This is a genomic window from Stenotrophomonas sp. Steno-Z2 (assembly GCF_056393235.1).
Genome location: NZ_JBWJOY010000002.1, coordinates 684,471 through 705,702, shown reverse-complemented (window position 1 = coordinate 705,702; position 21,232 = coordinate 684,471). Strand labels below are relative to the sequence as shown.

General features: G+C 70.3%; 13 protein-coding genes. 7 read left to right on the top strand and 6 right to left on the bottom strand.

Features of this window, described 5'->3' with window-relative positions:
* Positions 1-111: 111 nt before the first annotated feature.
* Together AC06FP_RS08265 and AC06FP_RS08260 are read right to left on the bottom strand one after the other, a co-directional pair.
* Positions 112-972, bottom strand: coding sequence for a PhzF family phenazine biosynthesis protein (locus tag AC06FP_RS08265; protein WP_478075172.1), 861 nt, complete (start codon positions 970-972; stop codon positions 112-114).
* A 148-nt stretch (positions 973-1,120) separates the two neighbouring features.
* Positions 1,121-1,993: a PhzF family phenazine biosynthesis protein gene (locus tag AC06FP_RS08260; RefSeq protein ID WP_478075171.1), complete on the bottom strand. Its 873-nt coding sequence runs from the start codon at positions 1,991-1,993 to the stop codon at positions 1,121-1,123.
* A gap of 208 nt (positions 1,994-2,201) precedes the next feature.
* Here AC06FP_RS08260 and AC06FP_RS08255 point away from each other — a divergent pair, with 208 nt between their 5' ends.
* From AC06FP_RS08255 to AC06FP_RS08240, 4 genes are all read left to right on the top strand, one after another.
* Positions 2,202-4,811 (top strand): bifunctional aspartate kinase/diaminopimelate decarboxylase, encoded by a 2,610-nt coding sequence (locus AC06FP_RS08255; RefSeq protein WP_478075170.1) that lies wholly within the window; start codon positions 2,202-2,204, stop codon positions 4,809-4,811.
* 81 nt (positions 4,812-4,892) lie between these two features.
* Complete coding sequence (gene murL / locus AC06FP_RS08250; RefSeq protein ID WP_478075169.1) at positions 4,893-6,359, top strand: UDP-N-acetyl-alpha-D-muramoyl-L-alanyl-L-glutamate epimerase; 1,467 nt, start codon at positions 4,893-4,895, stop codon at positions 6,357-6,359.
* A complete protein-coding gene (gene murD, locus AC06FP_RS08245) occupies positions 6,340-7,746 on the top strand; it encodes a UDP-N-acetylmuramoyl-L-alanine--D-glutamate ligase (protein ID WP_478075168.1) in 1,407 nt (468 codons plus the stop codon). Before murL ends, murD begins: the two co-directional genes overlap by 20 nt.
* Before the next feature lie 156 nt (positions 7,747-7,902).
* Positions 7,903-8,700, top strand: coding sequence for a dienelactone hydrolase family protein (locus tag AC06FP_RS08240; RefSeq protein WP_478075167.1), 798 nt, complete (start codon positions 7,903-7,905; stop codon positions 8,698-8,700).
* 62 nt (positions 8,701-8,762) lie between these two features.
* Here AC06FP_RS08240 and AC06FP_RS08235 read toward each other — a convergent pair whose 3' ends face one another.
* Complete coding sequence (locus tag AC06FP_RS08235) at positions 8,763-9,017, bottom strand: helix-hairpin-helix domain-containing protein (protein ID WP_478075166.1); 255 nt, start codon at positions 9,015-9,017, stop codon at positions 8,763-8,765.
* Positions 9,018-9,022: 5 nt separating this feature from the next.
* On the bottom strand, positions 9,023-10,021 hold the full coding sequence (locus AC06FP_RS08230) for a polyprenyl synthetase family protein (RefSeq protein ID WP_478075165.1): 999 nt from the start codon (positions 10,019-10,021) through the stop codon (positions 9,023-9,025).
* A 176-nt stretch (positions 10,022-10,197) separates the two neighbouring features.
* On the opposite strand from AC06FP_RS08230, the gene AC06FP_RS08225 reads away from it, so the two are divergent.
* Complete coding sequence (locus AC06FP_RS08225; protein WP_478075164.1) at positions 10,198-11,811, top strand: alpha-glucosidase; 1,614 nt, start codon at positions 10,198-10,200, stop codon at positions 11,809-11,811.
* A 730-nt stretch (positions 11,812-12,541) separates the two neighbouring features.
* On the opposite strand, the gene AC06FP_RS08220 is transcribed toward AC06FP_RS08225, so the two are convergent.
* Positions 12,542-15,304, bottom strand: coding sequence for a TonB-dependent receptor (locus tag AC06FP_RS08220; RefSeq protein ID WP_478075163.1), 2,763 nt, complete (start codon positions 15,302-15,304; stop codon positions 12,542-12,544).
* Positions 15,305-15,621: 317 nt separating this feature from the next.
* Positions 15,622-17,688: a glycoside hydrolase family 97 protein gene (locus tag AC06FP_RS08215; protein WP_478075162.1), complete on the bottom strand. Its 2,067-nt coding sequence runs from the start codon at positions 17,686-17,688 to the stop codon at positions 15,622-15,624.
* A 197-nt stretch (positions 17,689-17,885) separates the two neighbouring features.
* On the opposite strand from AC06FP_RS08215, the gene AC06FP_RS08210 reads away from it, so the two are divergent.
* Positions 17,886-19,364 carry an MFS transporter gene (locus AC06FP_RS08210; protein ID WP_478075161.1) on the top strand — a complete coding sequence of 493 codons (1,479 nt, stop codon included), beginning with the start codon at positions 17,886-17,888 and terminating at the stop codon, positions 19,362-19,364.
* Complete coding sequence (locus AC06FP_RS08205) at positions 19,364-21,094, top strand: alpha-amylase family glycosyl hydrolase (RefSeq protein ID WP_478075160.1); 1,731 nt, start codon at positions 19,364-19,366, stop codon at positions 21,092-21,094. The genes AC06FP_RS08210 and AC06FP_RS08205 overlap by 1 nt, the downstream gene beginning before the upstream one ends.
* Positions 21,095-21,232: the final 138 nt, after the last annotated feature.

Genomic DNA, 21,232 nt, shown 5'->3' with positions numbered 1-21,232 from the left:
CTGGTGGGGTACAGGTCGAGGGGGGAGTCCCCTCATCCGCCCCTTCGGGGCACCTTCTCCCGGCGGGAGAAGGAACGAGTCTGTCTTTTCCTCTCCTTCCGGGAGGCGGGCTTACCAGTCCAGATGGCCGTCGATGACCGGCTGCACTTCGCCGCCGATCCAGACATGGCCATCGGCGTCCACCTGCACGTGGACCTCGCCGTTGCGGCCGCGCTCGCGGCCCTGGCTGGCGCGGTACTGCTGCCCCGGCGCGAGCCGGCCCTGCGCCAGCAGCTGCGCGGCGACCAGCGCGTTGGCGCTGCCGGTCACCGGGTCTTCGTCCACGCCCACGCCCGGGGCGAAGGCGCGCACCACGTACTGGTAGCCGACGTCGGGCCGCGCCGCCGCGGCGAACACGGCGAGCTTGCCCTTGCCGGGCAGGGCGGCGATGGCGGCCAGCTCGGGTTTGTAGCGGCGCAGCGCGGTCTCGTCGGTCGCTTCCAGCAGCCACCAGTCCGGGCCGTTGTTCCACAGCGCGGGTTCCGCGCCGGGGTGCGCCAGTCCGGCCAGGCCAGGCGGCAACGGCGCTGCGGCGATGTCGCGGCGCTGCGCCTGCGGGCTGCGCACGTGCAGCAGGCGGAAACGGCCGCCGCCCTGCACGCGCACCGGCAGCAGGCCGGCCGCGCATTGCTGGACCAGCCGGCCCTGGTCGTCGGGCGTGGCCAGGCCCAGTTCCACCGCGGCCCAGGCCGCGCCGACGCTGGGGTGGCCGGCGAAGGGCAGTTCCATCTTCGGGGTGAAGATGCGGATGCGGTAATCCGCGCCGGCTTCCGGCGGCAGGAAGAACACCGTCTCGGACAGGTTCAGCCAGGCGGCGATGGCCTGCATGGCGGCATCGTCCAGGCCGTCGGCATCGACCACGGCGGCCAGCGGATTGCCGGCGCCGGGGCGGGCGGCGAACACATCCAGCTGCAGGAAACGGCGTGCGGACATCGGGCGGCAACTCCAGGGAAGGATGGCGCGCAGCTTAGCCTGTAGTCGCGCCGGGCCGCGCTTCAGAGGCCGTGCCGGCGTGGTTGGCGCGGCCGCCGCCATGACGCACGGCGCAGGCGGCGTCTGCAGGATCACCGTGCCGGCAGCGCTACCAGTGCACGCTGCCGTCGATCACGCACTGCACCTGGCCGCCGATCCACGCCGTGCCCTGCGCATCGACCCGTACCTGCACCTGGCCGTCCCGGCCCACCTCGCGGCCCTGGCTGGCGACATAGCCGTCCCCGCCGCCGGGCAGGGCGCCGCGCCGGTGCAGCCAGGCGCCGATCAGCGCGTTGGCGCTGCCGGTCACCGGGTCCTCCGGCACGCTCACCGCATCGCCCGGGCAGAACGCGCGCACCACCCGGGCGTGGCCGGCGCCGGCTTCGTCGGCGAACACCGCCACGCCGGTCGCGCCGGTGGCATTGGTCCAGTCGCGCAGGGCGGCCATGTCCGGCTGCAGGCCGCGCACGGCGGCGGCATCGCGCAGCGGCAGCAGCCACCAGCGCGGCCCGTTGTCCCACAGCTCCGGGACATGGCCGGCGGCGGCCAGCGCCAGCAGCGCCGGCGGAACCGCGCCGGGCGCGGTGTCCCGCTGCCGCGCCGGCGGGCTGGCCAGCTCGACATGCGGTGCGTCGGCCGCGCCGCCCACCCGCACCGGCAGCAGGCCGGCGGCGCACTGCTGCAGCAGCGCGCCGTCGCGGGGCGTGGCCAGGCCGCAGCGCACCGCCGCCCAGGCGGCGCCGACGCTGGGGTGGCCGGCGAACGGCAGCTCGCTGCTGGGGGTGAAAATGCGGATGTGGTAGTCGGCGCCCGGCGCGTCGGGTTTCAGGAAGAACACCGTCTCGGACAGATTCAGCCACGCGGCCAGTGCCTGCATCCGCGCGGCGGGGAGCCCGTCCGCGTCGAACACGACGCCCAGCGGGTTGCCGGTGCCGGGGCAGGGGGCGAAGACGTCCAGTTGCAGGAAACGGTGGGTGGTCATGGCGGAGGCGTCGGCGAGGGCGGGCCAGCATAGGCCCGGCGCGCTCCGGCCGCGAGCGCTGCGCGGCATGCGGCCCGCCGTTGGCGGGTGTGCCGGCGCTGCAATGCTGTCGCCCGCAAGCGGCGGCTCCGCGCGGCGGGGCATGGCTATAGAATCGACGGTTCCGCCCGCCTGTCGGGTCTTTCCCCCAACGTGAACCCCCACCCCAATGTCCTCTTCCCCCCTCGTCGATCGCTGGATCGTCCTCAAGTTCGGTGGCACCTCGGTGTCGCGTCGTCATCGTTGGAACACGATCGGGGAACTGGCGAAAAAACGTGCGGAGGAGACCGGCGGTCGGGTGCTGGTAGTGGTGTCCGCGCTGTCGGGCGTGACCAATGAACTGACCGCCATCGCCGATGGCGCCGCCGACAGCCGCGAACGGGTCGCCGCGCTGGTCGCGCGCCACAACGACTTCCTCGCCGAGCTGGAACTGGGCGCCGAGGTGCTGGCCGGACGGCTGGCGGCGCTGGCCGCGCTGCTCGACGACCCGCGCGCGGCCCGCCGCCCGCTGGACTGGCAGGCCGAGGTGCTGGGCCAGGGCGAACTGCTGTCCTCGACCATCGGCGCGGCCTACCTGCGCGGCAACGGCCTGGATTTCGGCTGGATGGACGCGCGCGACTGGCTGCAGGCGCAGCCGCCGGCGCCGAACCAGAGCGCCTGGTCGCAACGCCTGTCGGTGAACTGCCAGTGGCAGGGCGAGGCCGGTTTCAGCGAGCGCTTCAACGCCCAGCCCACGCGCATGCTGATCACCCAGGGTTTCATCGCCCGCCATGGCGATGGCGGCACCGCGATCCTCGGCCGCGGCGGTTCCGATACCTCGGCCGCGTATTTCGGCGCGCTGCTGCGTGCCAGCCGCGTGGAGATCTGGACCGACGTGCCGGGCATGTTCAGCGCCAACCCGAAGGACGTGCCGGACGCGCGCCTGCTCACCCGGCTGGACTATTACGAGGCGCAGGAAATCGCCACCACCGGCGCCAAGGTGCTGCATCCGCGCTCGATCAAGCCGTGCCGCGACGCCGGCGTGCCGATGGCCATCCTCGACACCGAGCGCCCGCACATGCCGGGCACCAGCATCGACGGCAGCGCCGAGCCGGTGCCGGGGGTGAAGGCGATCAGCCGCCGCAACGGCATCGTGCTGGTGTCGATGGAAGGCATCGGCATGTGGCAGCAGGTCGGCTTCCTCGCCGATGTATTCGAGCTGTTCAAGAAGCACGGCCTGTCGGTGGACCTGATCGGTTCGGCCGAGACCAACGTCACTGTCTCGCTGGACCCGTCCGAAAACCTGGTCAGCACCGACGTGCTGGCCGCGCTGTCGGCCGACCTGTCGGCGATCTGCAAGGTCAAGGTGATCGTGCCGTGCGCGGCCATCACCCTGGTCGGCCGCGGCATGCGCTCGCTGCTGTACAAGCTCTCGGACGTGTGGGCCACGTTCGGCAAGGAGCGCGTGCACATGATCTCGCAGTCGTCCAACGACCTGAACCTGACCTTCGTGATCGACGAGGCCGACGCCGATGGCCTGCTGCCGATCCTGCACGACGAGCTGATCGACAGCGGCGCCATGCCGGTGTACGAGGAGCAGGTGTTCGGCCCGCGCTGGCGCGAGATCATCGGCCGCGTGCGCCCGCGCGCGACGCCGTGGTGGCGCGCGCCGCAACAGCGCCGGCAGCTGCTGGAACTGGCCGCGCAGGGCACGCCGCGCTACGTCTACCACCTGCCGACGGTGCGCGAGCGCGCCCGCCAGCTGAAGGCGGTGGCGGCGCTGGACCGCCGCTACTACGCGATCAAGGCCAACCCGCACCCGGCCATCCTGCGCGCGCTGGTCGAGGAAGGATTCGGCCTGGAATGCGTGTCGCTGGGCGAGGTCGAGCACGTGTTCGCCACGTTGCCGGCGCTGCCGCCCTCGCGCGTGCTGTTCACCCCGAGCTTCGCCCCGATCGACGAATACGCGGCGGCGCTGGCGCGCGGCGTCAACGTCACCGTCGACAACGTCGAACTGCTGCGGCGCTGGCCGGACGTATTCCGCGACCGCGCGCTGTGGCTGCGCATCGACCTGGGCCATGGCGACGGCCACCACCGCAAGGTCAACACCGGCGGCAAGGAAGCCAAGTTCGGCCTGTCCGCGCAGCGCGTGGACGAATTCCTCGACGTGGCGCGCGGCCTGGGCGTGCGCGTCACCGGCATCCATGCGCACCTGGGCAGCGGCGTGGAGAACAGCGGCCACTGGAAGCAGATGGTGGACGAGCTGGCCGGCTTCGCGCGCCGCATCGGCAGCGTGGAGATACTCGACATCGGCGGCGGCCTGCCGGTGCCGTACAGCGACGACGACGAGCCGTTCGACCTCGAGGCCTGGGCCACCGGCCTGGCCGAGATCAAGGCGGTGCACCCGGCGTTCCAGCTGGCGGTCGAACCGGGCCGCTTCCTGGTCGCCGAGGCCGGCGTGCTGCTGGCCCGCGCCACCCAGGTGGTGGAGAAGGACGGCGTGCGCCGCGTCGGCCTGGACGCCGGCATGAACGCGCTGCTGCGCCCGGCGCTGTACGACGCCTGGCACGACATCGCCAACCTGTCGCGGCTGGATGACGCGCGCGACGTGGATTTCAGCGTGGTCGGCCCGATCTGCGAATCCAGCGACGTGTTCGCGCAGCGGGTGAAGCTGCCGTCCGCCACCGCGCCGGACGACGTGATGCTGATCGCCGACGCCGGCGCCTATGGTTTCAGCATGGCCAGCCACTACAACCACCGCGCGCTGCCGCGCGAGGACGTCATCGACGATGCGCAATGACCTCCATGCCCCGCCCACCCCTTCGCTCCGCCGCGCCAACGCGCCACCGCACGCCGCGCCCCGCTTGATTCCGGATACGCCATGACAGCTTTCGACAAAGACCAGGTTTCCCGCTTCCGTTTCGTCCGCTGCGATTTCGCCGCGGATACCGGCGTGGCGCGGCTGGTGTACGCCTTCGACGACGGCCCGGAGATGACCGAGACCGTCACCGTGCCGGGTGCGCCGTTCCAGCTGGACGGCGAACGCGCGGCGGCGGTGCAGCGCGCCCTGCGCCTGCTGCACCTGGTTGCCGGGGTGAGCTACTACAAGGCGGCGGTGCCGGCGCAGGTGTGCATCGACGGCTACGCCATCGACGCCGATACCGCGGCGCTGGTGGAAACGATCTACCTCAACGGCCTGGGCGAATTCGCCTACCGCAACGGCCTGGACCTGCGCGGCCGCTTCAGGCTGCCGGTTTCGCCCCCCTCTCCCTCCGGGAGAGGGGCCGGGGGTGAGGGGACGGCCGCCACTGCGGTTGCCGGAGCCGCTGCTGCCTCCGTCGAACCCTCACCCCAACCCCTCTCCCAAGGGGAGAGGGGCTCCTCGGCTGCACCCGTACTCAGCCTGCGCGAACACGCGCTGGTCGCCATCGGCGGCGGCAAGGATTCGCTGGTCAGCATCGAGGCGCTGCGCCACGCCGGCGTCGCCGAGACCGTCACCTGGATCGGCGGCTCGCAGCTGATCCGCGCCTGCGCCGAGCGTACCGGCCTGCCGATGCTCAACATCGGCCGCACGCTGGCGCCGGAACTGTTCGAACTGAACCGCCAGGGCGCGTGGAACGGCCACATCCCGGTGACCGCGGTGAACTCGGCGATCATGGTGCTGGCGGCGCTGCTGCAGGGCGTGGACCAGGTGGTGTTCTCCAACGAACGCTCGGCCAGCTACGGCAGCCAGATCGCCGGCACCGGCGAGGTCAACCACCAGTGGTCCAAGGGCTGGGCGTTCGAGAAGGCGTTCGGCGAATACGTGCAGCGCCATGTCGCCGCCGACCTGCACTACTACTCGCTGCTGCGGCCGCTGTCCGAGCTGGCGGTGGCGCGGCAGTTCGCGAAAACCGACTACTACGACGCGCATTTCTCCAGCTGCAACCGCAATTTCCACATCCTCGGCGAGCGCCCGGTGAACCGCTGGTGCGGTGTCTGCCCGAAGTGCCACTTCGTCTTCCTGGCGCTGGCGCCGTTCATGCCCAAGACCCGGCTGGTGCGCATCTTCGGCCGCAACCTGCTCGACGACGGCGACCAGGCCGGCGGCTTCGACGCGCTGCTGGAATTCCAGGACCACAAGCCGTTCGAATGCGTGGGCGAAGGCAGGGAGTCGCGCGCGGCGCTGGCGACGCTGGCCGCGCGCCCGGAATGGAAGGAGGACGTGCTGGTCAAGCGTTTCGCCAGCCTGATCCAGCCGACGCTGGCGGCCGACGAACTGAAGATCGAGCCGCTGCTGGTGATCGATGGCGAGCACCGCATCCCCGCGGCCCTGTGGGAGCGCCTGCGTGCGGATTTCGCAGCTTGAGGGCAGGCGCGTCGCGCTGTGGGGCTGGGGCCGCGAAGGCCGTGCCGCCTTCCACGCGCTGCGTGGACGCCTGCCCGGCCTGCCGTTGACCCTGTTCTGCCCCGAGGCCGAAGCCGAGGGCGCGCGCGCCGAGGGCGGCGGCGCGCTGCAGGTGGAAACCGAAGTGACCGGCGATGCCCTGTCGCGTTTCGAGGTGGTGGTGAAATCGCCGGGCATCAGCCCGTACCGGCCCGAGGCAGTGGCCGCCGCGGCGCGCGGCACGCAATTCATCGGCGGCACCTCGTTGTGGTTCAGCGAGCACGCGCGCGCCGACGGCACGCTGCCCGGCACGGTGTGCGTGACCGGCACCAAGGGCAAGAGCACCACCACTTCGCTGCTGGCGCACCTGCTGCGCGCGGCCGGGCACCGCACCGGGCTGGCCGGCAACATCGGCCTGCCGCTGCTGGAAGTCCTGGACCCGCAGCCGGCACCCGAGTACTGGGCGGTGGAACTGTCCAGCTACCAGACCGGCGAGGTCGCGCGCAGCGGCGCGCGGCCGGACGTGGCCATCGTGCTGAACATTTTCCCCGAGCACCTGGACTGGCACGGCAGCGAGCAGCGCTACATCGACGACAAGCTGTCGCTGGTGACCGGCGGCCACCCGCGCGTGGCGGTGCTCAATGCCGCCGATGAACACCTGCGCGCGCTGCAGCTGCCGCACAGCCGGATCGTGTGGTTCAACCAGCCCGAAGGCTGGCACATGGTCGGCGAGGTGGTGCACCGCGGCGCGCAGCCGGTGTTCGATACTTCGGACACGCCGCTGCCGGGCCGCCACAACCGCGGCAACCTGTGCGCGGTGCTGGCGGCGCTGGAGGCGCTGGGCCTGGACGCGGTGGCGCTGGCACCGGCGGTACGCAGCTTCCGGCCGCTGCCCAACCGCCTGCAGCTGCTGGGCGAGCGCGATGGCCTGCGCTGGGTCAACGATTCGATCAGCACCACGCCGCACGCTTCGCTGGCGGCGCTGGACTGCTTCGCCGGGCAGCGCATCGCGCTGCTGGTCGGCGGCCATGACCGCGGCCTGGACTGGCACGACTTCGCCGCGCGCATGCGCGACGACGCGCCGCTGGAAATCATCACCATGGGCGCCAACGGGCCGCGCATCCACGCCCTGCTGCAGCCGCTGGCCGACGCAGGCCACTTCGGCCTGCATGCCGCCGGCGACCTGCCGCATGCGGTTGAACTGGCGCGCGCCGCGCTGGGCGCGCAGGGCGGGGTGGTGCTGCTGTCGCCGGGCGCGCCGAGTTTCGGTGCCTACAAGGATTACGTGGCGCGCGGCCGTCATTTCGCTGAACTGGCCGGGTTTGATCCGGACCTCATCAGCGCGATTCCCGGGTTGGGCGTGGGCTGAGTTTGTCGCTGGCTTCCTGGGCCAGGAGCTTCCCTCACCCCAACCCCTCTCCCGTGAACGGGAGAGGGGCTCGGATTGCTGCGGCTCGTAGCGCACTGGGGTGAGGGCAGCGTTTGCCCGTAGACTCCGCGGGACAACCCAACCCGGAGCACTCCCATGCAGGCAGCACGAAAGTGGCAGTTGGCAGCGTTGGCATTGTGCGTTTCGGCGGCCATGCCCGCCATGGCGAAGATGCAGCAGCGTCCGGTCGAATGGCAGCACGGCGGCACCACCTACAGTGGGGTGCTGGTCTATGACGACGACGGCGATGCGCGCCGCCCGGGCGTGGTGATGGTGCCCAACTGGCGGGGCGTGAACGCCTCGGCCGTCGCCAAGGCCGCGCAGATCGCCGGCGACGACTACGTGGTGCTGGTGGCCGACGTCTACGGCAAGCAGGTCCGCCCGAAGGACAACGATGAAGCCGCCGCGGCCTCTAGGCCGCTGCGCGAGAACCGCGCCGAACTGCGCGCACGTGCCGGGGCGGCGCTTGAGGCGCTGAAGGCGCAGGCCGGCAAGGCGCCGCTGGATGCCGCCCGTATCGGCGCGGTGGGGTTCTGCTTCGGCGGCACCACGGTGCTGGAAATGGCGCGCGCCGGCATGCCGCTGACCGGCGTGGTGAGCCTGCACGGTGGGCTGGCGTCGCCGGCACCGGCCGCGGCGCACAGCGCCAGGGTGCCGATGCTGGTGCTCAACGGCGCCGCCGACCAGGGCGTGACCGCCGAGGACATCGCCGCTTTCGGCAGGGAAATGGACGCGGCCGGCGCCGACTGGCAGTTCGTCAACTTCAGCGGTGCGGTGCACTGCTTCGCCGAGTCCGACGCCAACAGCCCGCCGGGCTGCGTCTACGACCCGCGCGCGGCCAGACGTGCCTGGAAGATGATGGACAACTTCCTGGAAGAACGCCTGGGCGATTGACCCGTAGCGGCGTAGCCTGCCCCGCAGGGGAGCTTTCCCGGCACAACCTCGGCGAAGGCGGATCAGCGGACCAGGCTGGTTCGGGCGGCGTCGATCGCGCCCGTGATCGCGGCGCGCGCCTGCGGGCTGTTGCGCCAGCAGCTGCTGCCCAGCATCGCCGCGGCCTGGCTGACGATGTCGCCGGGCTCGGCCCGCGCCAGTTGCCGCAGCGTGTGGAAACCCAGTTGTTCCAGCCGCGCCACCACGGTGGCGCCGACGCCCTTCACCGCCAGCAGCACGGCGCGTTCTTCGTCGCTGAAGCGGTGCAGCGCCGTCATCGGGCTCAGTGGCTGCGTTCGACCGCGTAGCGGGCCAGGCCGCGCAGGGCGGCGACCGCCTCGCTTTCGGGCAGGCCATCGAGCGCGCGCTCGGCGGCGTCGGCGTACTCCACCGCGCGCTGGCGGCTGTATTCCAGGCCGCCGGTGGCGTGGATGGCGGCCAGCACTTCCGGCATCGCCCCGGCATCGCCTTCCTGCACGATTTCGCGCAGGCGTTCGCGCACGGCGGCATCCGAGTGCGCCATCGCGTGGATCAGCGGCAGCGTGGCCTTGCCCTCGGCCAGGTCGTCGCCCAGGTTCTTGCCCAGCTCTTCGGCGTTGGCCGAGTAGTCCAGCACGTCGTCGGCGATCTGGAAGGCATAGCCCAGCGCCATGCCGTAGTCGTAGAGCTGCTGCTGCACGACTTCGCCGGCGCCGCTGGCCAGCGCGCCCAGGCGGGTGCCGGCGGCGAACAGCACCGCGGTCTTGCGCTCGATCACGCGCAGGTAGGCGGCCTCGTCGGTGTCCGGGTTGTGGACGTGCAGCAGCTGCAGCACCTCGCCCTCGGCGATGCGGTTGGTGGTGTCGGCCAGGATGCGCATCACCGGCATGCGGTCCAGCTCGACCATCAGCTGGAAGCTGCGCGAGTACAGGAAATCGCCGACCAGCACGCTGGGCGCGTTGCCCCAAAGCGCATTGGCGGTGCTGCGGCCGCGGCGCAGGTCCGACTCGTCCACCACGTCGTCGTGCAGCAGGGTGGAGGTGTGGATGAACTCGATGATCGCCGCCAGCTGGTGGTGTTCGGGGCCGGCGCCGCCGGCGGCGTGGCCGGCCAGCATCACCAGCATCGGCCGCAGGCGCTTGCCGCCGGCGGAAATGATGTGGTCGGCGATCTGGTTGATCAGCACCACGTCGGAGGACAGGCGATGGCGGATCAGGGCATCGACGGCGGCCATGTCCGGGGCGGCCAGGGTCTGGATGGCGGGCAGGCCCAGCGCGGGGCGGAGGTCTTCGGCGATGCTCATGCGATGGCGTCGGGGGGCGTGGGGCAATTATAGGCGGTGCCGCCGAGGACCGGGCGTGAGCGCCCGCGCGGCCGTGAATACGTATGCACAGCGCGCCATGGCTCCGGTGCCGCCGCTAAGCTGGTCGGGTTCATCCATGCCCGGCCGCGGGCACGCACAGCCCGGAGGGGCGCTCGATGTCGAACACTCCCTGGTGGCGGGGCGCCGTCATCTACCAGATCTATCCGCGCAGCTTCCTGGACACCGACGGCGATGGCGTCGGCGACCTGCCGGGCATCATCGACCGGCTCGACTACGTCGCCTCGCTGGGCGTGGATGCGATCTGGGTATCGCCGTTCTTCCGCTCGCCGATGGCCGATTTCGGCTACGACATCGCCGACCAGCGCGACGTCGACCCGCTGTTCGGCACGCTGGACGACTTCGACCGCCTGCTGGCGAAGGCGCACGCGCTGGGCCTGAAGGTGATGATCGACCAGGTGTTCAGCCACACCTCCGACCAGCACGACTGGTTCCGCGAGAGCCGGCAGAGCCGCGACAACCCCCGGGCCGACTGGTACGTGTGGGCCGACGCGCGCGAGGACGGCACGCCGCCCAACAACTGGCTGTCGATCTTCGGCGGCGTGGCCTGGAAGTGGGAGCCGCGCCGGCGCCAGTACTACCTGCACAACTTCCTGTCCTCGCAGCCGGACCTGAACTTCCACAACCCGGCGGTGCAGCAGGCCACGCTGGACTACGTGAAGTTCTGGCTGGACCGCGGCGTCGACGGCTTCCGCCTGGACTCGATCAACTTCTGCTTCCACGACGCGCAGCTGCGCGACAACCCGGCCAAGCCGGAAAGCGAGCGCGTGGGCCGCGGCTTCAGCCCGGACAACCCGTACGCGTTCCAGTACCACTACTACAACAACACCCGGCCGGAGAACGTCGGCTTCCTCGAGCGCCTGCGCGCGTTGCTGGACCAGTACCCCGGCGCGGTGACGCTGGGCGAGATTTCCTCCGAGGATTCGCTGGCCACCACCGCCGAGTACACCGCGCCGGGCCGCCTGCACATGGGCTACAGCTTCGAGCTGCTGGTGGACGACTACAGCGCCGGCTACATCCGCGCCACGGTGGAGAAGCTGGAAGCGACGATGCGCGACGGCTGGCCGTGCTGGGCGGTGTCCAACCACGACGTGCAGCGCGCGGTGACGCGCTGGGGCGGCGCGCCGGCCGATCCGTCGATGGCGAAGATGCTGGCCGCGCTGGTGTGCTCGCTGCGCGGTTCGGTGTGCATCTACCAGGGCGAGGAGCTGGGCCTGGGCGAGGCCGAGGTGCCGTTCGAGGCGCTGCAGGACCCCTACGGCATCACCTTCTGGCCCAACTTCAAGGGCCGCGATGGCTGCCGCACGCCGATGCCGTGGACCGGCGCCGAGCTGGCCGGTTTCAGCAGCGCCAGGCCGTGGCTGCCGATCCCGGCCGAGCACCGCGCGCTGTCGGTGCAGGCGCAGGAAGCCGCGCCGGGTTCGGTGCTCAATGCCTTCCGCGCCTTCCTGGCCTGGCGCCACACGCAGCCCACGCTGGTGGGCGGCGCGATCCGCTTCCTCGACAGCGCCGAGCCGGTGCTGCTGTTCGAGCGCACGCTCGAAGGCGAGACTTTGCTGCTGGCCTTCAACCTGTCGTCCGCGCCGGTGCGGCATGCGTTGCCGGCCGGCCCGTGGCAGGCCCTGGACGTGCCCGGCCCGGTCGCCGGCCATGTTGAGGACGGCGAGCTGGTGCTGCCGGCGCACGCGGTGTACTGCGCACGGCGCGGCTGAGCGGCCGATACACCGGCAGAGCAGGGCGGAGAGCGATCTCCGCCCTTTTTGTTGGGCATCGCCTGAAGCGTGCGTAGAGGAAAACAGGCGATGGCTTCTACCTCGTAGGAGCGACTTCAGTCGCGATGGGGCTTTACCGGTGAAGCCTGTTCGCGACTGAAGTCGCTCCTACGGGAGCAGGCGGGGTGGGGCTGGGTGCTGTTCTGGCTGGTGCATCCCGTCGTTGGATACTGCGGATTCCATCCAGCGCACTTGCGCATCCGGCCTCCCGCGCCCGAAAAACTCGCTGCCTGCGCGACGGCTGCGACAGAACCGGCGCAGGCAATGGCGCGCCCTTCGTAGGAGCGACTTCAGTCGCGATGGGGCTTTGCCGGTGAAGCCTCATCGCGACTGAAGTCGCTCCTACGGGGGGGCAGGCGGGGTGGGGCTGGCTGCTGTTCTGGCTGGCGCATCCCGTCGTTGGCGGATTCCATCCAATGCACTTGCGCATCCGGCCTCCCGCGCCCGAAAAGCTCGCTGCCTGCGCGGCGGTTGCGACAGTACCGGTGCAGGCAATGGCGCGCCCTTCGTAGGAGCGACTTCAGTCGCGATGGGGCTTTACCGGTGAAGCCCTTTCGCGACTGAAGTCGCTCCTACGGGTGCAGGGCGTGGCGGCTGGCGACGCCCACCCGGGCACGAAAAAGCCCGCTGCCTGCGCAGCGGGCCTTGTCGCGCAACAACCGGCGCCGGATCAGAACTTGTAGTTCACGCCGATCTGGTAGCTGCGGCCCCATTCCACGGTTTCCAGCGGGCGGTCCTTGCTGCCGGCGTAGGTCTCGTACTTCGAGTTGGTCAGATTGCTGGCCTGCAGGAACAGGCTCAGGCCCCGGAACATCGTGCCGTCGCCGAAGCTGTAGCCCAGCTGCGCGTCCAGCACGTTCTCGCCCTTGACGTAGCGCAGGGTGCGGTTGCCGTTGAAGTTGCCGATCTCGCCGATGAAGTCCGAGCGCTTGCGCTGGTTCAGGCGCACTTCGAAGCCGTCGTTCTCGTAGTAGGCGGTGAAGTTGTACACGCGCTTGGACAGGCCCGGCAGCATGATCGGGTCATTGCCGACGCTGGAGGTGGTGCCCGGATCCGGCGGGATGTGGATGTTGCTGTCGTTGAAGCTGGCGCTGGCGACCACGCCGAAGCCGCGCAGGGCGTCGGCGAACAGGTCCAGCGGCAGCGAGGCGGTCAGTTCCGCGCCGCGCAGGCTGCCGCCGCTGCCGTTGAACGGCGCGGTGTAGGTGCCGGTCATCTGCGCCGGCGCCTGGAGCTGTGCTTCGTTGGCCGGGATCTTCAGCCACTCGACGACCTGGCTGGTGAAATCGTAACCATCGCGCTTTTCGGTGTAGATGTAGGTTTTCAGGTCCTTGTAGAACACCGCGGCGGCAATATAGGCCTTGTTGCCGAAGTATTTTTCCCAGGACAGATCCACGGCATTGGCCAGCCACGGCTTCAGGTGCGGATTGCCGCCGCTGGCGCCGGGCTTGCCCTGGCCGGTGTCCATGCCGAATTCCATCGAGGCGCGCATCTCGTCCACGCGCGGGCGCGCCGCCTGGCGGGCCAGGGCGAAGCGCACCGTATTCTCGGCCGGCAGTTCGAAGGCCAGGTTCAGGCTGGGCAGGAACTTGAAGTACTTGCTGCCCTCGTCGATCGGAATGACCTGGCTGCCAGCCGGCTGCGAACCGTCCCAGTAGTTGGACTGCGAGGACTGGTCCGCGCGCTGGCCCTGGATGCCGATGTTGCCGCGCACCGGGATCGAGCCGATCTGGGTGCTGATGTTGGCGCGCAGGAACATCGTGGCGATCTGCTCCTCCACGGTCCACTGCTTGGGAATCAGGTAGCTTTCGGTGGTGGTCGGCTTGAACACCATGTACCTGGCCACGGCCGCCGGGACGTTCCAGGCCGGAATATAGCCGGCGCCGGCGAAGCCCAGGTCGACCGGCGCGTACTGCAGGTCGGAGGCGATGCTGGTGATGCCCTGCGCGCCGAGGTTGATGTTGCCCTCGGCCTGGGTCTTGTCCTTGCTGCGGTCGGCGTAGTTGAAGCCCACGTCGATGTCGCTGAACCAGCTGAAGCCCTCCGGCGCCGGGAAGTTGGCCGCCAGCCTGAAGCCCTTCAGCTCGTCGTCCACGTGCGGGGTCTTGCCGTAGCCCGAGCCGTAGATGGTGTTGGTCAGGTACAGCTTGCCGTAGTCCGAGTAGTCCAGGCCCGGCGTGAACCGCGGGAAGTTGCCGCCGGCGAAGTCGAGCTTCACCGAATCCAGCTGCGGCGCCGGCAGCAGCTGCAGGTTGTTTTCCAGGTTGATCTCGTCGCGCTCGGCCTTGGACCAGCTGACGTCGGCCACCACGCGCACGTCGCCGAAGGTGAATTCGTTGTTCCAGCCAAAGGCCTTGATGCTGTCTTCGCGGTGGTTGTACATGCCGCGCACCAGCGGATAGACGTTGTGCGCGGTGCCGCTGACGAAGCTGCCGTCGCGGGTCACCACGTCGGTGAGGTACAGCGGGTCGTAGCCGCCGTTGTAGCCGCCCAGGTGGATTTCCAGCTGGTTGGCGGTGTCGTATTCCTTGGCCTTGGTGTAGAACGCATCGAGCGTGCTGGTCCAGGCGTTGTTGGGGCGGAACTGCAGGGTGGCCATCACGCCGTCGCGCCTGGCGTTGCCGGTGCGGCGCAGCGCCTTGATGCCGTCGGAGTAGAACGTGCCGGCGGCCACGCCCGGGCGCCAGTCGTTGCCGCCCAGCGCCTGCCACGGTTCGTACAGGCCGACCTGGTTCTCCTGCTTGGCCATGTCCGAATGCGAATAGCCGATGGCCAGGCCGAGGGTGTCGTCGGCGAATTTGTCCACGAAGCTGATGTTGAAGCGGTTGCCGTAGGGGTCGACGTTGGCGGCTTCGCCCAGCGAGTTCTTCTGGTAGCGGCCGCTGATGGCGATCACGCGGTCGCTGTAACTGAGCGGACGCACGGTCTGCATGTCCAGCGTGCCGGACAGGCCCTGGCCGACCAGGCCGGCGTCGGGCGTCTTGTACACGGTCACGCCGCTGATCAGCTCGGACGGGTACTGGTCGAACTCGACGCTGCGGTTGTCGCCGGTGCTGACCATCTCGCGGCCGTTGAGCAGGGTGGTGGCGAAGTCCGGCGACAGGCCGCGCACGCTGATCACCTGGGCGCGGCCGGCCACGCGCTGGGCGGCCAGGCCGGGCAGGCGGGCGATGGATTCGGCGATGCTCACGTCCGGCAGCTTGCCGATGTCCTCGGCCGAGACCGCCTCGACGATCGAAGTGGCATCACGCTTGACCGAGATCGCGCTCTCGATGCCGCGGCGGATGCCGGTGACGGTGACCGTGTCCAGTTCGACGGCGTCGGCCTTCTTCTTGCCGTCGTCCGTGCTGCTCTGCGCGTATGCGCCGCTGGCCTGCAGGGCCAGCGCGGATGCGAGCGCCACGCTCAACAGGTTGCGCTTGGTGTTCAACATTCTCCCCTCTCCCAGGTGATGTCGTTTGGTTGTTCCGTGCGTGCGCCCGGTTCGGATTCCGGGCCCTCGTCGCCGATGCGATGCGGTCTGATTGCGACTGTCATGCATGGTAATCAGCGGGCAACGTCGTGGAATCGGCCTGCATACGTATTCAATGCGCCGGGCCGCGCCACGCCCGGCAGGTTTCTGGATGACAACGATGGCAACGGCGCCAGGAGGCGTCGTCGGTCATGCGCAGTCGCGGTAGCCGATGCCGGGCTTGCCCGGCATGAGGCGGCCGAACAGCCATGCGGGGCAGGCGTCGCACCACGGCGCAATCAATCCAGCGGCACGAAGCGGATCGCGGCGCCGCCGCCGGGCGCGAGCTTCAGCACGATGCGGTCGCCGCTGCCGACCTCCCGGGTCTCGCGCGCGAAGGCGAACGGCTGGTCGCGCCAGTTGGCGCCGTCGCCGTCGCGGTAGATCTCGGCGCGGTAGCGGCGGCCCGGTTCGAGGAAGGACAGCGGCGTGTCCAGTTCGCGCGGCTGGTCGTCGCCGACGCTGCCCAGGAACCATTCGCCGCTGCCGCGCGCCCTGCGCGCGATGGTCGCGAACTGCCCGACCTCGCCGTCGAGCACATGGCTTTCCTCCCAGTCCACCGCCACGTCGCGGATGAACTGGAAGGCATCGGCATGCTGCGCGTAATGCTCGGGCAGGTCGGCCACCATCTGCACCGGGCTGTACAGCACCACGTACAGCGCCAGCTGCTTGGCCAGGGTGCTGCGCAGCGGCAGGCCGTTGCGGCCCTTCAGGCTGACGATGCCGGGGGTGTAGTCCATCGGCCCGGCCAGCATGCGGGTGAACACCAGGGTGGCCTCATGTTCCGGCGGATTCGGCGGCGCGCCCCAGGCGTTGTATTCCATGCCGCGCGCGCCCTCGCGCGAAACCCAGTTCGGGTACGTGCGGCGCAGCCCGGTGTCCTTGATCGGCTCGTGCGCGTTGACCGCGATATGCCGCTGCGCCGCCTGCCGCACCACGCGCAGGTGGTGGTTGCTCATCCACTGGCCTTCGTGCCATTCGCGCACCACCGGGCCGCCTTCCTCGTCCTGGCGCTGGATGTCGCCGGCGTCGCAGACGTAGCCGGTCTTGACCACGTCCACGCCGTTGCGCGCGTACAGCTCGAGCGCGGCCGGCAGCTGGCGCTCGTAGTGGCTGACCGCGCAGGCGGTCTCATGGTGGCCGATCAGGTGCACGCCCTTGCCGGCGGCGTACTTCGCCAGTGCCGGCAGGTCGAAATCGGCGGTGGCGCGGGTGAAGTCGAAGCCCCAGCCATTGGCGAACCAGTTGCCGTCCCAGCCGGGGTTCCAGCCTTCCACCAGCACGCCGCGGAAACCGTTGGCGGCGGCGAAATCGATGTAGCGGCGCGTGTTGGCGGTGGTGGCGCCATGCTTCGCGCCGGTCGCCCAGGTCTCGGTCTCCAGGTGCAGCGACCACCACACGCCCACGTACTTGGCCGGGGTGAACCAGCTGACGTCGCCGATGGCGTTGGGTTCGTTGAGGTTGAGGACCAGGCTGGATTCGGCCAGGTCGCCGGCGCGCTCGCCGACCTGGATGGTGCGCCACGGCGTGTGGAACGGCAGCGTGCGCACCACCGCGGCGTCGCCGCTGCCGGGGGTGAGCGCGGCGCGCAGCACGTCGCCGTCGCCGCGGGCCAGGTTCATGCCGGCGTAGTCCACCAGCGCGGCTTCATGCAGGGAGATGTGCAGGCCGCTGTCGTCGCGCAGGGTGAGCGGGGTCTGCGCGGTGCCGATTTCGCGCAGCGGCGTGCGGCGGTACAGGTATTCCTCGCGGTTCCACTCGAACGCCGGAATCCACCACGCGGTGGCGGGGCGGGCGAGCGCGAACTCGGTCAGCTCGGCGCGGATGCGGGCCTGCTGCATCGCCGCCTGCTTCGGGAACTCATAGCGCAAGCCGACGCCATCGTCGTAGACGCGGAACACCACGTCGAAGCGGCGCCCGGGATGGGTGGCGTCCACCGCCTTCTCGGCGAAGCTGGCGCGCAGCTCGTTGTAGTGGTTGCGGGTCAGGCGGCGCTCGCCCCAGGGCTGTTCCCAGGTCTCGTCGAAGCTGCGGCGGGATTGCCCGACCAGTTCGAGATTGCGTTCCAGCCGGCCGTCGCCGAGCAGGAAACCCAGCCGCGACGGCGCGATCACCGCCTGGCCCCCGCGTTCGACGCGGTAGGCGATGCGCCCTTCGTGCTGCGCTTCGAGCGCGACCGTGAGCACCCCGCCGGGCGAACCGATGCGGGCCAGCTCGGCCGCCTGCGCCGCGGGCAGGCCGGCCAGTAGCAGGACGAAGGCGAGTTTCATGCGGAACAGGCGGGAGCAGGGGCGTGGCGGGGCCATGGCGGGTATCGACTCCGGAGTGCGGGAACGGAAAGCGGGTGTCGCCACTATTCCAGTTGGTGCGCAGCGTCATTGCCGGCAGCGGCACTGAATACGTATGCACCGGCGGTGCGCATCCGCCGGGCGGCCTCTACCATGGCCCGGGCGCATCGGCGCCGCACATCGCATCCGTGATTCCCGGAGGGGGGAAGCGCTTGATGAAAAGCAAACCGCAGCTGTCGTTCTGGCAGATCTGGAACATGTGTTTCGGGTTCCTCGGCATCCAGTTCGGCTTCGCGCTGCAGAACGCCAATGCCAGCCGCATCTTCGAGACGCTGGGCGCGTCGATGGAGGCGGTGCCGGGGCTGTGGATCGCCGCGCCGCTGACCGGCCTGCTGGTGCAGCCGGTGGTCGGCTACCTGTCCGACCGCACCTGGACCCGCTGGGGCCGGCGCCGGCCGTTCTTCATGGCCGGCGCGGTGCTGACCACGCTGGCGCTGCTGCTGATGCCCAACTCGCCGACGCTGTGGATCGCCGCCGGCACGCTGTGGGTGCTGGACGCCTCGATCAACGTGTCGATGGAACCGTTCCGCGCCTTCGTCGGCGACCAGCTGGCGCCGCGCCAGCGCCCGGCCGGCTACGCGATGCAGAGCTTCTTCATCGGCGTCGGCGCCATCGTCGCCAGCCTGCTGCCCTACCTGCTGGCGCACTGGGGCGTGGCCAACACCGCCGCGCCGGGCGAGGTGCCGGACACGGTGCGCTATGCGTTCTACTTCGGCGCGGTGGTGCTGCTGGCGGCGATCGCGTGGACGGTGTTCAGCACCCGCGAATACGCGCCGGCGGAGCTGGCGTCCTTCGACGACGCCGAACCCGCCGCCGGGCACCGCGCGGCGGCCAGCGGCGCGCCTTCATGGGCGCAGGCCGGCGCGTGGCTGCTGCTCGGCATCGCGCTTGCGGTGCTGATCGCCTGGCGCCAGGGCGACAGGATGCTCTACGTGCTGGCCGGCCTGTGCGCCGCCTACGGCGTGCTGCTGGCGCTGGCGCGGCTGCTGCCGGGCACGCACATGCTGGCGGCCATCGTCGGCGACCTGCGCGCGATGCCGCCGACCATGCGGCGGCTGGCGTGGGTGCAGTTCTTCTCCTGGTTCGCGCTGTTCGCGATGTGGATCTACACCACCGCGGCGGTGGCCGGCACCCATTTCGGCTCCACCGACCCGCAGTCGGCCGCGTACAACGAAGGCGCCAACTGGGTGGGCGTGCTGTTCGGCGCCTACAACGGCTTTGCCGCGCTGGCGGCGCTGATCATTCCGGCCATGGTGCGGGCCCTGGGCCTGCGCTGGAGCCACCTGCTCAACCTGTGGCTGGGCGGCGCCGGCCTGGTCTCGCTGATGTTCATCGCCGACCCGGCATGGCTGCTGTTGTCCATGGTCGGGGTGGGCTTCGCCTGGGCCTCGATCCTGTCGCTGCCGTATGCGCTGCTGTCCGACAGCGTGCCCGCGGCGAAGATGGGCGTGTACATGGGCATCTTCAATTTCTTCATCGTGATCCCGCAGCTGGTGGCCGCCAGCGCGCTCGGCTTCGCCCTGCGCGCGTGGCTGGGCGGCGTGCCGATGCACGTGCTGGTGCTCGGCGGCTGCAGCCTGTTCGTGGCCGGCCTGTGCGTGCTGCGGGTTCCGTCCCGTCCGGAGGTGGTGTGATGCGCGTGCGTCTGTCGATGGCCAGCCTTGCGCCGGCGCTTTCCCTTGCACTGCTGGCCGGCGGCGCGGCGGCCGGCACCCGCCCGGACTACGTCGGCACCACCGAGCCGTTCGCCAGCGACGCGGTGTACTTCGTCGTCACCGACCGCTTCGTCAACGGCGACCCGGCCAACGACCACCGCGACCAGGGCGGCGCGCACCGCACCTTCGACATTCCGGTGCACTGCCCGGACGGCATCGACGGCAACATCGGCTACCTCGGCGGCGATTTCAAAGGCGTGCTCGACAACGCCGGCTACATCCGCGGCCTCGGCTTCGGCGCGGTCTGGATCACGCCCATCGTCGACAACCCCGACCAGGCCTTCACCGGCAGCAGGCCGGTCACCTGCACCAGCACCCTGACCGACCGCGGCAAGACCGGCTACCACGGCTACTGGGGCGTCAATTTCTACCGGCTCGACGAACACCTGCCGAGCGCGGACCTGGATTTTTCCGGTTTCACCCGCGGCCTGCACGACGCCGGGCTGAAGGTGGTGCTGGACATCGTCGGCAACCACGGCTCGCCGGCGTGGACGATGCCGGTGCGGCAGCCGCAGTTCGGCCAGCTGTTCGACAAGGACGGCAAGCTGGTTGCCGACCACCAGAACCTGCCGCCGCCGCAGCTGGACCCGGAGCACAACCCGCTGCACGCCTTCTACAACGCCATCGGCCCGGTGGACGGCGCCACCGGCTCGATCTTCGACGGCAACCTGGCCGAACTGTCCGATTTCAACCAGGACAACCCGGCGGTGATGGACTACCTGGCCGGCGCCTACCTGCAATGGACGGCGCAGGGCGTGGACGCGCTGCGCATCGACACCATCGGCTGGCTGCCGCATCCGTGGTGGCATGCCTTCGTCAAGCGCATCCGCGGCGAACACCCGGGCATGTTCATGTTCGGCGAGGCCTTCGATTACGACGCCGCGCGCATCGCCGAGCACACCTGGCCGGCCAACGCCAACGTCAGCGTGCTGGATTTCCCGCTGCGCGGCGCGCTGTCGGCGGTGTTCGGCAGGGAAGGCAAGGGTTTCGAGGCGCTGGCCGGGCCACTGCACCTGCAAGGCGGCCCCTACGCCAACCCGTACGCGCTGATGACGTTCTATGACAACCACGACATGGCGCGGCTGGACGCCAGCGACGACGGCTTCATCGACGCGCACAACTGGCTGTTCACCGCACGCGGCATCCCGGTGCTCTACTACGGTTCGGAAACCGGCTTCATGCGCGGCCGCGCCGAGCATGCCGGCAACCGCGCCTACTTCGGCCAGGAACGCATCGACGCGGCGCCGCGCAGCCCGATCTTCGCACCGCTGCAGCGCATCGCGCGTCTGCGCGAGACCACCCCGGCGCTGCAGCGCGGCCTGCAGGTCAACGAACGCCTGCAGGGCGACCAGGCGGTGTTCTACCGCGTGCTGCAGCACGGCGACACCGCGCAGACCGCGCTGGTGCTGCTCAACAAGGGCGATGCGGAGCAGAGCGTCGAGGTGCGCCGCTACCTGCAGGCCGGCACCTGGCGCGACGCGCTGGATGGCGGCGCGGCAGCAGTGCGGGACGTGCTGAAGGCGCGGGTGCCGGCGCATGGCGTCAAGGTGTACGTGCTCGACGCCGAGGTGCGGCAGCCGGAACTGCAGGCGCAGCTGGACGCGGCGATGGCCGACCAGGCCGCCCGCGACGCGCGCCTGGCGCGCTGACGCGCCCCCCGTAGGAGCGGCTTCAGCCGCGACGGGGCCTGCCTGCGGATCCTGCCGGCCGCGCGGGAGGTCACAGGGGAAAGCCCCATCGCGGCTGAAGCCGCTCCTACAGTTGCCGCGCGGCGCCGACGGTACAAT

What these genes read in the sequence shown, in the direction of transcription:
- AC06FP_RS08240 (WP_478075167.1), top strand. Translation starts at nt 7,903, where the DNA reads ATGCAGGCAGCACGAAAGTGGCAGTTGGCAGCGTTGGCATTGTGCGTT.
- AC06FP_RS08205 (WP_478075160.1), top strand. Translation starts at nt 19,364, where the DNA reads ATGCGCGTGCGTCTGTCGATGGCCAGCCTTGCGCCGGCGCTTTCCCTT.
- AC06FP_RS08265 (WP_478075172.1), bottom strand. Translation starts at nt 972, where the DNA reads ATGTCCGCACGCCGTTTCCTGCAGCTGGATGTGTTCGCCGCCCGCCCC.
- AC06FP_RS08215 (WP_478075162.1), bottom strand. Translation starts at nt 17,688, where the DNA reads ATGGCCCCGCCACGCCCCTGCTCCCGCCTGTTCCGCATGAAACTCGCC.
- AC06FP_RS08225 (WP_478075164.1), top strand. Translation starts at nt 10,198, where the DNA reads ATGTCGAACACTCCCTGGTGGCGGGGCGCCGTCATCTACCAGATCTAT.
- AC06FP_RS08210 (WP_478075161.1), top strand. Translation starts at nt 17,886, where the DNA reads ATGAAAAGCAAACCGCAGCTGTCGTTCTGGCAGATCTGGAACATGTGT.
- murL (WP_478075169.1), top strand. Translation starts at nt 4,893, where the DNA reads ATGACAGCTTTCGACAAAGACCAGGTTTCCCGCTTCCGTTTCGTCCGC.
- AC06FP_RS08255 (WP_478075170.1), top strand. Translation starts at nt 2,202, where the DNA reads ATGTCCTCTTCCCCCCTCGTCGATCGCTGGATCGTCCTCAAGTTCGGT.
- AC06FP_RS08230 (WP_478075165.1), bottom strand. Translation starts at nt 10,021, where the DNA reads ATGAGCATCGCCGAAGACCTCCGCCCCGCGCTGGGCCTGCCCGCCATC.
- AC06FP_RS08220 (WP_478075163.1), bottom strand. Translation starts at nt 15,304, where the DNA reads ATGTTGAACACCAAGCGCAACCTGTTGAGCGTGGCGCTCGCATCCGCG.
- AC06FP_RS08260 (WP_478075171.1), bottom strand. Translation starts at nt 1,993, where the DNA reads ATGACCACCCACCGTTTCCTGCAACTGGACGTCTTCGCCCCCTGCCCC.
- AC06FP_RS08235 (WP_478075166.1), bottom strand. Translation starts at nt 9,017, where the DNA reads ATGACGGCGCTGCACCGCTTCAGCGACGAAGAACGCGCCGTGCTGCTG.